Origin of the sequence: Rhizohabitans arisaemae, from assembly GCF_025996515.1 — a bacterium.
Taxonomy (GTDB): domain Bacteria; phylum Actinomycetota; class Actinomycetes; order Streptosporangiales; family Streptosporangiaceae; genus Rhizohabitans; species Rhizohabitans arisaemae.
The window spans coordinates 268,355-282,412 of the sequence record NZ_BLRH01000009.1 but is presented as its reverse complement, the minus strand read 5'-3'; the positions used below and the strand labels follow the sequence as shown (position 1 = coordinate 282,412).

At 70.5% G+C, this 14,058-nt stretch carries 18 protein-coding genes and 1 tRNA gene; 2 read left to right on the top strand and 17 right to left on the bottom strand.

Annotated elements, in window-relative coordinates; genetic code table 11:
• Nucleotides 1-189: 189 nt before the first annotated feature.
• The 14 genes from RUR_RS02270 to RUR_RS02205 all read right to left on the bottom strand — a co-directional run bounded on the left by RUR_RS02270 (nt 190) and on the right by RUR_RS02205 (nt 10,062).
• Nucleotides 190-522 (bottom strand): gas vesicle protein K, encoded by a 333-nt coding sequence (locus RUR_RS02270; RefSeq protein ID WP_283133149.1) that lies wholly within the window; start codon nt 520-522, stop codon nt 190-192.
• 19 nt (nt 523-541) lie between these two features.
• Nucleotides 542-772: a gas vesicle protein gene (locus tag RUR_RS02265; RefSeq protein ID WP_283133148.1), complete on the bottom strand. Its 231-nt coding sequence runs from the start codon at nt 770-772 to the stop codon at nt 542-544.
• Nucleotides 769-1,554, bottom strand: a complete 786-nt coding sequence (locus tag RUR_RS02260; protein WP_283133147.1) for a GvpL/GvpF family gas vesicle protein — start codon at nt 1,552-1,554, stop codon at nt 769-771. The genes RUR_RS02265 and RUR_RS02260 overlap by 4 nt, the downstream gene beginning before the upstream one ends.
• Complete coding sequence (locus RUR_RS02255) at nt 1,544-1,924, bottom strand: gas vesicle protein (protein WP_428846902.1); 381 nt, start codon at nt 1,922-1,924, stop codon at nt 1,544-1,546. Before RUR_RS02255 ends, RUR_RS02260 begins: the two co-directional genes overlap by 11 nt.
• The gene (gene gvpO, locus RUR_RS02250) at nt 1,921-2,256 is read right to left on the bottom strand and encodes a gas vesicle protein GvpO (protein WP_283133146.1); all 336 of its coding nucleotides are present in this window, start codon (nt 2,254-2,256) and stop codon (nt 1,921-1,923) included. The genes RUR_RS02255 and gvpO overlap by 4 nt, the downstream gene beginning before the upstream one ends.
• Nucleotides 2,257-2,260: 4 nt before the next feature.
• Nucleotides 2,261-2,533: a gas vesicle protein GvpG gene (locus RUR_RS02245; RefSeq protein ID WP_283133145.1), complete on the bottom strand. Its 273-nt coding sequence runs from the start codon at nt 2,531-2,533 to the stop codon at nt 2,261-2,263.
• Nucleotides 2,524-3,330, bottom strand: coding sequence for a GvpL/GvpF family gas vesicle protein (locus RUR_RS02240; RefSeq protein WP_283133144.1), 807 nt, complete (start codon nt 3,328-3,330; stop codon nt 2,524-2,526). The genes RUR_RS02245 and RUR_RS02240 overlap by 10 nt, the downstream gene beginning before the upstream one ends.
• Entirely contained in the window at nt 3,327-3,746 is a 420-nt protein-coding gene (gene gvpJ / locus RUR_RS02235; RefSeq protein ID WP_283133143.1) for a gas vesicle protein GvpJ, read from the bottom strand. Before gvpJ ends, RUR_RS02240 begins: the two co-directional genes overlap by 4 nt.
• Before the next feature lie 34 nt (nt 3,747-3,780).
• Nucleotides 3,781-4,866 carry an SRPBCC family protein gene (locus tag RUR_RS02230; protein WP_283133142.1) on the bottom strand — a complete coding sequence of 362 codons (1,086 nt, stop codon included), beginning with the start codon at nt 4,864-4,866 and terminating at the stop codon, nt 3,781-3,783.
• Between the two features lie 5 nt (nt 4,867-4,871).
• On the bottom strand, nt 4,872-5,354 hold the full coding sequence (locus tag RUR_RS02225) for a hypothetical protein (protein WP_283133141.1): 483 nt from the start codon (nt 5,352-5,354) through the stop codon (nt 4,872-4,874).
• Between the two features lie 382 nt (nt 5,355-5,736).
• Nucleotides 5,737-6,963: an enoyl-CoA hydratase-related protein gene (locus tag RUR_RS02220; RefSeq protein ID WP_283133140.1), complete on the bottom strand. Its 1,227-nt coding sequence runs from the start codon at nt 6,961-6,963 to the stop codon at nt 5,737-5,739.
• Nucleotides 6,960-8,144, bottom strand: a complete 1,185-nt coding sequence (locus tag RUR_RS02215) for a CaiB/BaiF CoA transferase family protein (RefSeq protein WP_283133139.1) — start codon at nt 8,142-8,144, stop codon at nt 6,960-6,962. Before RUR_RS02215 ends, RUR_RS02220 begins: the two co-directional genes overlap by 4 nt.
• A complete protein-coding gene (locus tag RUR_RS02210; protein ID WP_283133138.1) occupies nt 8,141-9,007 on the bottom strand; it encodes an ABC transporter substrate-binding protein in 867 nt (288 codons plus the stop codon). Before RUR_RS02210 ends, RUR_RS02215 begins: the two co-directional genes overlap by 4 nt.
• The gene (locus RUR_RS02205; RefSeq protein ID WP_283133137.1) at nt 9,004-10,062 is read right to left on the bottom strand and encodes an LLM class flavin-dependent oxidoreductase; all 1,059 of its coding nucleotides are present in this window, start codon (nt 10,060-10,062) and stop codon (nt 9,004-9,006) included. The genes RUR_RS02210 and RUR_RS02205 overlap by 4 nt, the downstream gene beginning before the upstream one ends.
• Nucleotides 10,063-10,747: 685 nt before the next feature.
• Between RUR_RS02205 and RUR_RS02200 the strand changes: the two genes are divergently transcribed.
• Both RUR_RS02200 and RUR_RS02195 read left to right on the top strand, forming a co-directional pair.
• The gene (locus RUR_RS02200) at nt 10,748-11,179 is read left to right on the top strand and encodes a DUF6153 family protein (RefSeq protein ID WP_283133136.1); all 432 of its coding nucleotides are present in this window, start codon (nt 10,748-10,750) and stop codon (nt 11,177-11,179) included.
• A gap of 83 nt (nt 11,180-11,262) precedes the next feature.
• The gene (locus RUR_RS02195) at nt 11,263-11,910 is read left to right on the top strand and encodes a DUF305 domain-containing protein (protein WP_283133135.1); all 648 of its coding nucleotides are present in this window, start codon (nt 11,263-11,265) and stop codon (nt 11,908-11,910) included.
• 56 nt (nt 11,911-11,966) lie between these two features.
• Here the strand turns inward: RUR_RS02195 and RUR_RS02190 are convergent, their stop codons facing one another.
• The 3 genes from RUR_RS02190 to RUR_RS02180 all read right to left on the bottom strand — a co-directional run bounded on the left by RUR_RS02190 (nt 11,967) and on the right by RUR_RS02180 (nt 14,030).
• Nucleotides 11,967-12,524 carry a hypothetical protein gene (locus tag RUR_RS02190; RefSeq protein WP_283133134.1) on the bottom strand — a complete coding sequence of 186 codons (558 nt, stop codon included), beginning with the start codon at nt 12,522-12,524 and terminating at the stop codon, nt 11,967-11,969.
• Between the two features lie 368 nt (nt 12,525-12,892).
• Entirely contained in the window at nt 12,893-13,468 is a 576-nt protein-coding gene (locus tag RUR_RS02185; RefSeq protein ID WP_283133133.1) for a hypothetical protein, read from the bottom strand.
• A gap of 487 nt (nt 13,469-13,955) precedes the next feature.
• Nucleotides 13,956-14,030 (bottom strand) — tRNA-Gly (locus tag RUR_RS02180).
• Nucleotides 14,031-14,058: the final 28 nt, after the last annotated feature.

The following is a 14,058-nucleotide window of genomic DNA, read 5'->3' as shown; positions in this document are numbered from 1 at the left end:
CCCGGAACGGGAGGCCGGCCGACACGGCCCGGCCGGAGCCGGGCCGCCACCCGTCCACGACCCGGAGATGAGGGGGCAGCCGGCCAGGGTCGTCCACGCCGGAACGACGTGGCCGGCCCCGCCGGCGTCGGCCGTCCACCGCCGGGCGGTGCCGACGGGGAACAGGCTGAGCAGGTCACGCCCGCGAGGTCAGAGGTCGCCGGGCGGCTCCAGCCGGGCGGCGCGACGCTCCTGCCGGGGGAGCAGCGGGCCGAGCGGCCCCAGGTCGATGTTGAGGTCGGACGGGTCGAGCCCGAAGCGGTCGCACAGGTCGGCCATCGCCTCCTCCAGCCGCATCAGGGTCACGCCCAGCGTCTCGATCTGCTCCTCCGACAGGTCTCCCCGATCCATTCTGCGCAGGCACTGGCGCTCCACAAGCTGCCGGACGAGCTCCACCAGCGTCAGCACCAGCCGGGAGAGGTCACGCTCCACCGCCTGCCGGTCGGCCTCGATCCTGAGCCGGCCCGCCCGGCCTCTCCGCACCGGCCGGGCCCACCCCGGTTCACCCCTCGAACGGCTCATCGTCCCCGAGGCCCGACTCCCGGACCGACATGATCAACGCACGTACCGAGATCCGGACGAGGTCGATGTCCGCGATGGACAGGACCAGGTCCCCGCTCACCACCACCCCGCCCGCCAGCAGCCGATCCAGCAGGTCGACCAGCGCCACCCGCTCGGAGGGCAACCGACCCTCGGCGGCGAGCACGCCACCGCGGGTATCGGGGAGCGTCATGGGCGTTCTCCGTCCGCCTCGTCCAGGACGGTGAAGGAGTACGGGGTCCACGGGCCGGTGAGCTGGACTTCGACCCCCGGCTCGGACAGCCCGTCCACGACGCGGCGGAACGCCTCGGCCCGGTCCCGGTCGACGAGGTAGGCCCCGTTCAGCACCATCCACTCGGTGCGCCCGGACAGCTGGGGATCCTGGGTGCGATGCAGCCGGCTCGCCACCGCGGAGGCGGCCAGGACCTCGTGGATCCGCTCGGCGCCCACGGCGGCCCGCCGCCTCTCCTCCTCCTGCTCGTGCAGGTCGCTGCGCCGCCGCCGGAGATAGGCGGTACCCGGGCCGACGGTCGCCTCCTCCGCCTTCCGTCCCGGCGCGCCGGCGGAGGCCGGGGCACGGGCGTAGGCCTTGACCCCCCACTCCTGGCGTCCGGTGACCCGGGCCAGCACCGTGACGAAGTCGTCGTGCCGCCGATCGAGCAGCTCCTTCACCGGACCCTCGCCGCCGTACACCGTGACCAGCCGCACCGGGACGACCGGGGCCGCCTCCGCCACCGTTTCGACGACGTGGTGGTGGGCGCGCGCGGTCGCGTCCAGCCAGTCCAGATCCTCCATGGACCGCCGGAGGGCCTCCTCCCCGAACCGATCCAGCGGGACGGTGCTCACGTAGGCCACCAGGTCCGCGTGCGGGATCACCCGGACGGCCCGCCCGTCGACCCCCGTCAGCCCTTCCGGTTCCCTGATGCCGAGGTCGTGCGCGACCGCGTAGAGATAGACGCCGGTGTCAGCGGTCATCCTCCCTCACCTCCTCCGCGTGGCCCTGGATCGGTTCGAGTGCGGGACGACCCTCCTCCAGGGCGGCGATCCGGCGCCGGAGCCGCCGGTTCTCCTGGAGCAGGTCCCGCTTGCCGCCGGTGAGCCAGGGATCGTGCTCCCACCAGTCGATGCCGAGTTCCCTGGCGGTGTCCACCGAGGCGACGATGAGGCGCAGTTTGATGGTGAGCAGCTCGATGTCGAGCAGGTTCACCCGGATGTCCCCGGCGATCACGATCCCCCGGTCCAGGACCCGCTCCAGGATGTCGCCGAGGTTCGCCGGTTCGCGCCGCGACACCGAGCCGGAGTAGGCCCGGCCGGTCATGGGTTCCGGACGTCTCGGCTCGATCATCGCGTCGCCCCGCCGTCGTCGCCGCTGCCTCGCCGGTAGCGCCGGAGCCTGCGGTAGGAGAGCAGGTCGCCTTCGGAGTCCAGCTCCGCCTCGTACAGGGCCAGGACGTCGCCGGAGGACGGGATGTGCCGATCTTCGACCACCTCCACGTCCACCAGCCAGCCCTCCTCCGCCGGCTTCACGAGCGTGACCCCTTCGACCTCGCGGGCGGTCAGCTCGGCTATGTGCCGGAGTCCGGTCTCACCGGCGGCCGCCGCGGACAGCGCCCCGTGACGAGGTTCGGCGCGTGTCCCGGAGTCCGTGGGTTCGGGACGGCGTTGCCGGGTCGGCATGACCTCACCTCCGTTCTCCCTCCGCACCTGCCTCGGGATCGTCCATAAGGGCCGGTCGGCCGACCATCTCCTGAAGGACCTGCTCAACGGCTTCCTCCTGCTCTTCGGCGGAGATGAGCCCGGCGGCGCGGGATCGCTCGATCTCCTCCAGGCGGCGCCGGACCGCCGCGGGGTCGTGGGCCTCGCGCTCGATCTGCTCCTCGATCAGTTCGCCGAGGCGGATCACCACCCGGATCGGCGCGGCGGGCCAGGTGACCAGAAGCGAGATCAGTCCCATTCCTCATCACCCGGTTTCGACGACACGACGAAGTCGTACGGCGCCATCGGCCCGAGCAGCCACAGGTCGACCCGCCCCCGATAGCGCCTGGCGAACTCGTCGACGGTCCGCTCCAGGTCCGCGCGCCGGTCGTCGGCCACCAGGAGGGCCAGATGGACGGCGTCCTGCTCGTGGGAGGGCTCCCGAGGGGAGACCAGGACGCTGAGCGGTACGAGTCGTTCGGCGATCTCCCTGGTGTCGGCGTCCCGTTTCGCGGCGACCGCCTGGTTCACCAGTTCACCCAGCTCGATTCGCGCTTCCCGGCCCGCGTCCTCGGGCAGCTCCCGGATCTCCTCCCGCAGGCGCCGGGCCTCCGGATTCTCCTCAAGCACCTCTTCAAGCAGGTGGCGTTCGACGTACCGGCCCTTGACCACGTACTCGGCGTGCCCTTCCAGCTCCGCCAGCGCGGTGCGGAACTCCTCGTGATAGGGGGTGAGCAGCTCCTGGACGACGGCCTGCGGGCTCGACATCACCGCGCCGAAGCGCATGGGGAGTACGGGCACCTCGGCGGCGACCTCGTCGAGCAGGCGCTGATGCGCGGTGAGGCTGTCCGGTGTCCCCAGCGGGCGATCCAGCGGGACCTCGCTGACCAGGGCGCCGATCTCCCCGTGGGTGACCAGGCCGACCTCGGACGACGGGCCGTGCACCCCGGGCGTGCCGGGTTCGACCTCCACGTCGGCCGGCACGATGCCGTAGACGTAGCAGCCCTGGTTCGTGCTCGCGGCGGTGTGCCGCGGCTTGGCGGTCTGGGACGTCATCGCCTGTCCTCCCGATGCCGCCGCCGGCCGGACGGGGCCGCGGGCTCCTCCTCGTCGGAGTCGCCGACGAGATCGTGCAGCTTCTCCTGGGCGCCCTCCAGGGCTCCCTGGACGACACCCTTGCCCTTGCGGCTGCTCACCTGCTGGGTCATGTTCTCCACGAGCTCCGGCAGCCCCTGCTGGTGTCCCGTCTCCGCCAGGTCCAGCCGGTTCACGGCCTCGGCGAAGCGCAGATAGGTGTCCACGCTCGCCACGACGATCCGCGCGTCGATGGTGAGAAGCTCGATCCCCACCAGCGAGACCCGGACGTAGGCGTCGATCACCAGCCCCTTGTCCAGGATCGTGTCGATCACATCGGCCAGGCTGCCGGACGACGGACGCCGGGCCACTCCTCCGGTGGCGGGCTGAACGGTCATTCCCTTCCTCCTGCCGTGTTGGTCCGGCCGGACGTCAGGTGCCGCGGGTGCTCACGGTCCTGCGGCGTACCGGTCGTCGGGCCGGCCGGTCGTCCTCGGCCTCGCTCCTGCCGCGCTGCCGGGGCGGCCGGTGTTCCTCCTCGACCCGCGTGGTCTTCCGGGCCTTGGCCTCCTTGGCCTTCTCCGGCTCCTCGGGTTCGCCCCCTTCGGCCTCCTCGTATGCCTCTTCCTCGACCTCTTCGGGTTCCTCACGCTCGGCTTTCTCCGTCCGCGGGGTCTTCTCCTTCTCCTCGCGGAGGGCGGTCTCGTGGTCCTTGACGACCTCGCCGTCGTGGATCTCACCGCGCCAGCCGTTCTCGGCCATCTCCTCGGGATGGAGCATGGTCTTGATCATGAGGTTGCGTTCGAAGTGCTTGAGCTCCAGGCGGGCCCGCCGGCCCTGCGCACGCCAGATGTTGCCGACGTGCTCGAAGAAACCCTGCGGGTGGTATTCGAGGACCACCAGGATCCGGGTGAGGTTCGGCGCCAGCTCGTGGAAGGTGACGGCCCCGTCCACGTGGCCCTTGGCGCCCTTGGAACGCCAGATGATCCGGTCGTAGGGGACCTGCTCCAGGATGTGGGACTCCCAGGTGCGGTGCGACCAGAACACCTGGGCCTTCCAGTTCAGCTTCTCGTCCGACTTCTGCTGGACGCTCTCCACCTTCTTCATGTAGCTCGGGAAGTCCCGGAACTCGGTCCACTGGTGGTACGCGATCCGCAGCGGGGCACCGACGTCGATCGACTCCACGATGTTGGTGACCTTCTGCTTGCCGCCCCCCTTGCCGGCTTTGCCGAGGGCGCCCTTGAACGCGGCCTTGGCCCCCGTGGCCAGCAGCGAGGTCAGGCCGCCGAGCTTCCCGCCCTTGCCGCCGGATCCGGTGACGGCGCCGATCAGGCTCTTGCCGTTGCCGTCCGCGTAGTCGGTGAGGCGTCCGGACATCGCGGTGAGTTTCTCGGTGAGGGAGGAGAGCCTTCTCTCCAGCATGGCCCCGGCGAGGTTGCGGAGTTCGTGCTTGAGCAGGGCGGTGCCGAGTTTCCCGGTCGCCTTGCCGGCCGGTCCGCGACTGGCTTGGGTGGCCACCGACCTCACCTCCCCGAGCGGCTGATGGTCCGGACCGGACGTCCGCGGCGGGTCTTGGCCTTCGGCCTCCGGGTCTCCGGCTCCTCTTCCTCGGCCCCCTCCTCGTACTCGTCGTATTCGTCGTACTCCGGCTCCTCGGCCCCCTCCTCGGATTCGGCGCGGGGAGCGGGCACCGCGGGCGTACGCAGGGATTCGGCCCGATCGTGGAGCTTGGTGGTCAGCGTGTCGATCTGCTTGCCGGCCGCGGCCACCGCCGCCGCCTTGCCCACCTCCGTCAGCTCCGTGCGGAGGCGGCCGACCATCTCCTCCATCTCGGGGGACGCGCCGAGCAGTTTGGCGCCTTTGCCGAGGATGCCGCCGCCGGCGACGTGGCCGATCCCGCCGACCGCCCCGGCGGCCGCCAGGGCCGTGGCCCAGCGCAGTTTGTGCCGGCGCCCGAGGAAGTAGCCTGCCGCGACCGCAAGCGCCAGTTGCAGTCTGCCTTTCATAACCCGCGCTCCTTACCCTCGTGGGTCGCCTCCGCACCTGCGGCGGAGCCGTGGCGAGTGAAGCGACCTGCACGGAAACGGGCTCCCATGCCTGCGGCAGCCCTACCCCTGAAAGGTGCAACTAAACACATATCGGTTAGAAGTGGATAAAACGCCCAAAGGGTTGTGGTGGCCTGGGAGCCGTTTCCCGCTCGGGGAAGAGTGATGGGTCGATCGGCCTTGACCCGAATCAACGGCATTTATGGCGTGAAAATGATTTATATAAGCTCAAAAGATAAATAGAGCGGTTGAGAAATAAAGAAAAATCCTTTAGCTGGTTTTGGGTGGCACTTTCGCTCCCCGAGGTGGAGTACGGCGAAGTGGCCTCCCCGGCCGTGGTCCCTCAGGAGGCCGGGGTCGTCCACGCCGAGGTGAAGTAGCCGACCTCCCCGGTCTCCGGATGGTATGACCTGCGTTGGATCGTCCCGATGTCCCCGCCGTAGACGTGGATGCCCACGCAGGGCTCGTCCGAGCCGCTCGCCACCTGGTGGAGGTCCTGGTCCGTGGTACAGCAGACCGTGACCTCCCCCGGCCGCCACAGGCTCTCGTCGATCATCCGCGGCGCACCCGCCGGGGCCGGAGGCGCGTACCTGACTTCGTGCTCGACCCCCGAGTGGATACCGACGACCCCCCAGACGCCGTGGTCGTGGATCGGGGTCCGCTGACCCACGTTCCACACGGCCGAGGCGATCGAGAACGAACCGTCCGGGGCGACGTGGAGCGGATACATGACGTATCGCTCGGGGTGGGGGACCATGACGCCGGGCGGAAGCGACAGGCCCTTGGCGAGCGCGGCGCGCAGCACCTTCGCGACCCGTCCGGTCACCGCCTGCTCGCCGCCGCCCTCGGCGACCGCGGCGGCGACTCCGTTGATCAGCTGTTGCATCTGGCTCTCTCCTCGGTAGGCGCGGACCCGGTCGGCCAGACCGGGGTCCGCCGCGGACGCGACAAGGGTGGACAGCGGGTCTGCGGTCGCCCGGCCCCGGGTGACGGCCAGCAGCTCGCGCAGGGTGATCGGATCCAGCGCGGCGGCCGCGGCCGCGAGCTCGGCGGCGAACGGGCCGAGCTCGTCCACCCGGTGGCTGAGCAGGCCGATCCGGAGGGCCTCCTCGACGTCGACCCGCTGCCGCCGTACCAGCAGGTCGCGGGCGGGCTGCCCGCCGACGAGCCGGGTCAGGTGCGCGGTGCCGAGCAGCAGCCCGAAGCGGGGCCCGGGGAAGGCGAACGAGGCCGCCCCGGTGCCCAGCCGGTAGTCGCAGGCGGCCACGAGATCGGCGCCCGCGCCGACCGCCGGGCCGCCGACGCAGGCGATGGTGAGCAGCGGCGCGGTGCGAATCCGCTCAAGCAGCCGTTCGATCGTGACGAACCGGGCGAGCAAGTCGGCGTCGCCGAGCCGGGGGAGGTCGCCCAGGTCGAACCCCGAGCAGAAGGTGCCGCCCGCCGCCCGGAGGACGAAAGCGGCGGATCCCTGCGCGACGGCGTCTGCGAGGGCTCGGTCGAGCCGGGCCGTCGTCTCCGGCCCCAGCGCGTTCGCGCGGCCGGGCGCGTCGATCGTGAACTCCGTGATCACGCCGGTTCACCGGCCCGGTCCGGTCCGGCGCCCGCCTCCCCGCCGGTGGCCAGCCACCTGCGCAGGGCCGAGGAGTGCTCGCCGAGCAGGGGCGGCGGACGATGCCGGAGCCCGGGGAAGGAGTCGAACCTGAGCGCGGGCCCGGGCAGGGGGACGACGCCGATCTCGGGGTGTTCGACCTGGACCACCAGACCCTGGGATCGGACCTGCTCCGAGGCGTAGACGCGGTCGAGCGGTTTGATCTCCCCCGCGGGGATCCCGGCCTCCGCCAAGCGGGCCAGCCACACGTCGGTGTATTCCGTGGCGAAGGCCGGGACGATCAGTGCGTCGAGTTCCTCCCGGAAGGCGGCCCGGTCGGCGTTGGACGCGAACCGCGGATCGTCGGGGTCGACGCCGACCAGCGGGGCGAAACGCCGCCACAGCCCGTCGCTGCCCACCGCGATCTGGATCATTCCGTCGCGGCAGTCGTACGCGCCGTACGGCACCACGGTCGGATGGCGGTTGCCGGACGGTTCCGGCGTCTCGCCCGCGAGCAGCTGGCGGGTGCCCTGGAACACGTGGGTGGAGACGAGCGCGGCCAGCAGCGAGGTGCGGACCACGCCGCCCTTCCCGGTGCGCGTGCGTTCGTGCAGCCCGGCGAGGGCGCCGAGCGCGGCGAACATCCCGGCCTGCACGTCCCCGATCGGCACCCCGACCTTGACCGGCTCACCGGGGCCGTTCCCGGTCATGCTCATGATCCCCGCCTCACCCTGGACGATCTGGTCGTAGCCGCTGCGCGAGGACTCCGGCCCGTCGTGCCCGAAACCGGTGATCGACACGATCACCAGGGCGGGGTTCAGCGCGAGCAGCGCCCGATGGCCGAGGCCCAGGCGTTCCATCACCCCCGGCCGGAAGTTCTCGATCACCACGTCCGCACGCCGGAGCAGCTCGTGGAGGACCTCGATGTCGCCGGGGTCCTTCAAATCGAGTTCGAGGGACTCCTTGTTGCGATTGATCGACATGAAGTACGTGCTCTGGCCCCGCACGAACGGCGGCCCCCAGCTCCGGGTGTCGTCCCCGTCGCCGGGACGCTCCACCTTGACGACCCGGGCGCCGAGGTCGCCGAGGAGCATCGCGGCGAACGGCCCGGACAGCACCCGGGCGAGGTCGACCACGAGCAGATCGCGGAGAGGACCCGTCATCGGCGGAGCGCCTCCTGCAGGTAGCGCGGATCGGTGTAGGCCGAGAAGGGCACCTGCGGCAGGCCCGCCATGGCGATCAGCTCGGCGAACTCGTCCTCGCGCAGGGTCAGGTCCGCGCGCCCGTACGGACGCAGAAAGCCCTCGACGTAGGTGTCCCGCTGCTCCGGGGTGATCCGGATGCCGTGCTTCGCCCAGATCTCGAGCACGTCCGGGGCGTTCCCCGGGTCCATCCAGATCTCCATGGCGCGCAGCGTGGCCCGCAGGAAGCCGGTGGCCACGGCGGGGTTGGCCGCGAGGAAGGCCGTCGAGGCGCCGACCGAGTTGGACGGCCAGTCCTTGGACACGTCGAGGACGAGCCGGCACCCGGCGTCGAGGATCTCCCGCCGATGCCGGAGGAAGATCGGGGCCATGCCCGCCTCCCCGGACAGGAGCTGCCGGATCCAGACGTCGGACCCGCCGGGCGGGTTGACCGGCTCACAGTCCACGCCGTCGAGCGGGAAACCCGCCTCGGCGAGGAGCCGGAGCCGAACCGGCTGGTCGGACGGGGCGCCGAGGATCACCCGGCGACCGGCGAGGTCGGCCGGGACGGACACCCCGGGGGCGACGGCCATCCAGTAGTCGCGCCGGCCGTGCCACCCGGAGATCAGGCGGATCGGGAGCTTCCCGGCGTCGCCGAGGAGCGCCGTCGAAGGCATGTCGGCGAAGGTCAGGCCGCCGTCCAGGATCCCGGGGACCAGGTCCTCGGTCACGACGGTCCGCACCTCCAGCCCTTCCTCGGCGTAGAAACCGCGGTCCGTCCCGATCAGGAGCGGCGCCAGGTGGCCGGGGTCGGGCAGCCGCATGCCCACGGTGATCACGGTCATCGGCTGTCCCGGGTGTCCGGGCCGAGCTCCGCGTCCAGACCGGGCAACGCCGGGATGACCTCCTCACCGAGGATCCGCATCTGCTCCAGGGTCTCGTCCAGATCACGCGGTGTGATCTTGACGTCCGCCAGGTTGAGCCCGGCGCGGCGCCAGACGCCGAGCTGGCGCAGGATCGTCTCCGGGGTTCCGGTCAGGGTGGCGTCGACCATCGCCTGCCGGGTCTCGAACATCTTGCCGAACCAACGGCCCATCAAATCCTGGGCCTTCTCATCGGTCCGCGCCACGGCGAGGTCGATGTTGGTGCCCCACCACTTCGGTGCCGGCTTGCCGGCCGCGGTGGCGATCGCGATGCACTTGAGGCGGTTCTCCGCGAAATGCTGCGGGCTTTCGTGGCTGGGGCACCAGCCGTCGGCGAGCAGGGCGGCCCGGCGGATCGCGGCCTCCGAACGTCCGCCCACCAGCAGCGGGGGACGTGGCCTCTGCACCGGCTTGGGGTAGGCGTCCATGTCCTCGAACTGATAGATCTCGCCGTGGAAACTCGCCGAGTCCTGGGTCCACATGGCGTCCAGGATCTGCAGGTTCTCGTCCGCGAGCTTGCCGCGGTGCCCCATCACGTTGAGCGCGTCGAACTCCCTTGTCGCGATCGTCGCGTGATGGGCGAGTTTGAAGCCTTCGGCGGACTGCCGGGTACGGCCCGCGCCGACCCCGACGCCGACCATGAGCCGACCGCCGGACAGGGCGTCCAGGGAAGCGGTCTCCTTGGCGAGCATCACCGGGTGGCGGAAACCCGCGACCAGCACCGTGGTGATCAGTTTGACCCGTTCGGTCACCCCGGCCACCCAGCCGAGGGTCTGCAGCGCCTCATAGAGGTTGCGGTTGTCGCCGTCGCCCCCGCAGGGCGCGGCCTTGGGGTCGACCAGGATGTGGTCCTGCACCGACACGCCGTAGAAGCCGTAGGCCTCGGCGGCTTCGGCGACCTGGCGGATCGCCTTGGGGCCGGCGACGGCGTAGCTGTGCGGGAGGCGCAGGGAGATCCGCAGGGGGGATTCGCTCACGGTGATTCCTCTCTGGAACGTATCGGCGGGACGATCGGGCGTGCGGCGGGTGAAGGGTCCGCCCAGGTCCCGTCAAAGCCCAGGTCATCGACTGTTCCGCTAGATCTGGCTACATTATTCACCCTCTAATTAGTGGGTCAATAGATCTCTGGTGCCGTAGAAATGTGGGATTGGATACACATGGCGCCTCGATCGGGTAGGGCGTTCCGATGCCTTCCACGACCCATGGCGGGGTACGGCCGATCGGCGGCGAAAGCCCCGGACCGGCGCCGGGCGGATCCGCCGGTGCGGCGCTCCGGCCCCGGGTAGGCCCATGCCCCGGTGTTCGGGGCACCGGGGCATCGGGGTTCAGGGCACCGGGCCGCTCAGAGGGCGGCAGGGCGGAGACCGGTCACCGCGAGCAGCGCCGGGTTCGCGTTCTTTCGTGGGGTCAGGTCGCGGAGGCCGGCCCGGATCAGGCGTTCGGTGAGGGTGACGCCCAACCGCGCGAGCTTGTCGGCGTCCGGGCCGTCGAAGCGGAAGGTCGGGCGCCCGTCCGGCCGGAGCAGGTCGGCGACCGGCCGGAGTTCCCGCTCCGCGGGGCCGTACCCAGAACAGGTTGACGTTCACCGCGAGGATTTCGTCGAAGACGCCGAGGGATCCGACGTACACCGTTCGCCTGGGTAGGCTGTGGGCTGGGTACGGGATGACCGCTTCGGACGAAGGGGAGGGGATGGGAGGCTCGGCGCGGCGACGCCTGGCAGGCGTGTGGTGCCGGATGCTGCTCGGCACGCTGCTCCTCGGCGTCGTCACGATGCACACCCTGGGCCATCCCGACATGGGGCACGGCGCGCACGGCAAGGTCGCCGTGGCCGGACACGCGCAGGCGTCCGCGGGGTCCCTTGAATCCGAGGTGAGGTCGGCGCCGGGCGGCGCGCTCCCCGACCTCGATCCCACCACCGTCTGCCTCGCCGTGCTGACCGCGCTCCTCGCCTTGATCATCGCCATGGCGGCGCGGTGGCTGCGATCCGATCCATGGGCGGCCGGGGCGGAACGCACCTCGGCGTCCGCGGTCGCCCGTCCACCTCCTCGGCGTCGGCGTGCGAACCCGGCGCGGCTGGTCGTCCTCCGCATATAGGCCGTCGTCCGCGCGGGCGGCTTCGCCATGCCCGCAGACGAGCCGATCAACGGAGGACAACCGACCGGAGAGACCAGACCACCATGTTCAACGATCGATCGACCGTGCGCAGACTCACCCTCACCGTCGCGGCGGGCGCCGGGGCACTCACCCTGCTCGCCGCCTGCGGCGGCTCGGACACCGGCACGCACTCCCCGAGCGGGCATTCGGGCGCGCAGAGCTCGGCCGCTGCGAGCCCCTCGACCTCCGCGCCGGCGGCGGCGTTCAACGAGGCCGACGTCATGTTCGCCCAGATGATGATCCCGCACCACCGGCAGGCGGTCGAGATGGCGGACCTCGCCGCCACCCGAGCCTCCGACAAGGAGGTCAAGGACCTCGCCGCCAAGATCAAGGCGGCGCAGGACCCGGAGATCGTCACCCTGACCGGGTGGCTGACCTCGTGGGGCAAGCCGGTGCCCGCCGAGGGCGACGCCGGCGGCCACGGGGCGCACGGCGGCATGCCCGGCATGATGACCCCGGAGGACCTGGCCAAACTGGCCGCAGCCAAGGGCACCGCGTTCGACAAGCTGTTCGCCGAGCAGATGATCGCCCATCACAACGGGGCGATCGAGATGGCCCGGACCGAGGTCGCCCAGGGTGCCAACCCTGAGGCCAAGGCCCTGGCCGCGACCATCGGGTCCACCCAGCAGACCGAGGTGGACCAGCTCAAGAAGATCCTCGACCGGCTCTGACCGGTGTGAAGCCCGGGTGCCGCGACGGTACCCGGGCTTCATGGGCAGGTTGTGGATTAGCGGGCCAATCGGCATACGAGGGACTCGCTGCCGCCGGCCCAGGCCCCGAGCACGGTGTGGTTGCCGAAGGAGGCGAAGTACTGGCACGCCGCGGTGGGGGTGCCGTTCCCGAGGTGGGTCGGCCAGTTGTAGCACTCGATGGCGTTTCCGCGGTAGAGGCCGACGCTCGATTGCGGGTTCACCTGGGCGCGGCAGTACTCGCCGACGGAGACCGGGCTGTAGGTGGTCTCCACGATCTCGGTGTAGTACTCGCAGATCAGCGCCGCGTACGGGCCCTGCCGGTATCCGCGCATCGTGTACGTGTTGCCGTACTCGCAGGCGGTCTTGGTCGAGATCTGTCCGACCGGGATCAAGGTGCTGCCCTCGCGCCGGTAGCAGGATACGGAGTTTCCGCCCTGATAGATCCCAAGGAAGGCGCCGCAGATGTCGCCCAGGGTGCGCGGTACCAGGGTTGTCTCACCGGGGGGATTGGCCGCGGCGGGTGTGGCGGTGACGGCGACGACGCCGAAGGACATCACCGCGGCGAACAGGAGTGCGACAACACGTCGGAGCATGGGGAACCTCCAGGGACAGGGAAGGTACGGCGAGGGTGTCCGATGGGGATTCCGGCCATGGCCAAGGACGCCGCCGGGCGATCGGGTCTGGCCCGGGGCCGGTCTTGCCGAGCTCTCCGCAGTATTGATTAGGAAACCTTCTTATGCAATAGCCAAGATCCTTCCCGCTGCCGAGACGGACGCATGACGATCCACCTGTCGCCGGTGGGAACGCGGTCACCGTGGCGGCACCGTCGGCGCCGCTCCAGGAGATCCGGCGCCTGAGTCCGCCCAGCAGGCCGAGGTGGACCAGCTGAAGAAGATCCTCGACCGACTCCGACCGACCTGAAGCCCGGGTGCCGACGGGCATCCGGGCTTCAGGTCGTGGGTCAGCGGGCGAATCGGCACACCAGCGACTCGCTGCCGCCGGCCCAGGCGCCCAGCACGGTGTGGTTGCCGAAGGAGGCGAAGTACTGGCACGCCGCGGTGGGGGTGCCGTTCCCGACGTGGGTCGGCCAGTTGTAGCACTCGATGGCGTTCCCGCGGTAGAGGCCGACGCTCGATTGCGGGTTCACCTGGGCGCGGCAGTACTCACCGACGGAGACCGGGCTGTAGGTGGTCTCGAACACGTCCGTGTAGTACTCGCAGATCAGAGCCTGACCCGGCCCCTGCCGGTATCCGCGCATCACCGAGGTGTTGCCGTACTCGCAGGCAGTCCTGGTCCCGATCTGTCCCACCTGGATGGGGACGGAGTTCTGGATCCGGTAGCAGGGGACGCTGCTGCCGCCCCGGTAGAGCCCGATGTAGGACCGGGAGTCGACGAGGGACTTGCAGATGTCGCCCAGGGTGCGCGGTACCAGGGTCGTGTCGTTGGGGGGATTGGCCGCGGCGGGTCCGGCGGTGACGGCGACGACGCCGAAGGACATCACCGCGGCGAACAGGAGTGCGACAACACGTCGGAGCATGGGAACCTCCAGGGACCGGGGGGTACGGCGAGGGTGTCCGATGGGGATTCCGGCCGTGACCAGGGATGCCGCCGGGCGATCGGGTCTGGCCCGGGGCCGGTCTTGCCGAGCTTCTCCGCAGTATTGATTAGGAAACCTTCTTGCGCAATAGCCAAGATCCTCCCCTCCTGCGGTTCGCGTGCATGCCCTCCGGCGGGTAAGGGCCACGATTCGGATCGGTCGCGACGACGTGGTCGGCGATGGCCGTTCCGGTCGGGCTTCCACCGGTCGCGGAGGAGCCGGGCTTCGTTCCGTTACGGGCTGCGCCGGCCCGCTCGTGGAAGGCCCCGGGCCGCCTTCAGGCCGTACCGGCTCAGGAGGGTTCGAAGGTGCCCACCCGGTAGGCCACGGCGGTTGGTGTCCTGGTTTCGGCGCCTGCGGCCGTACAGGTAGGGCATGGTCCGGATCAGAGGTCATCGGACTGGCAAGGAAGGAAACCTACGGAGGTTGGAGCGGAAGACGGGATTCGAACCCGCGACCCTCACCTTGGCAAGGTGATGCTCTACCACTGAGCCACTTCCGCGTGACCGCCGGGGCTTGCACCCCGGCGT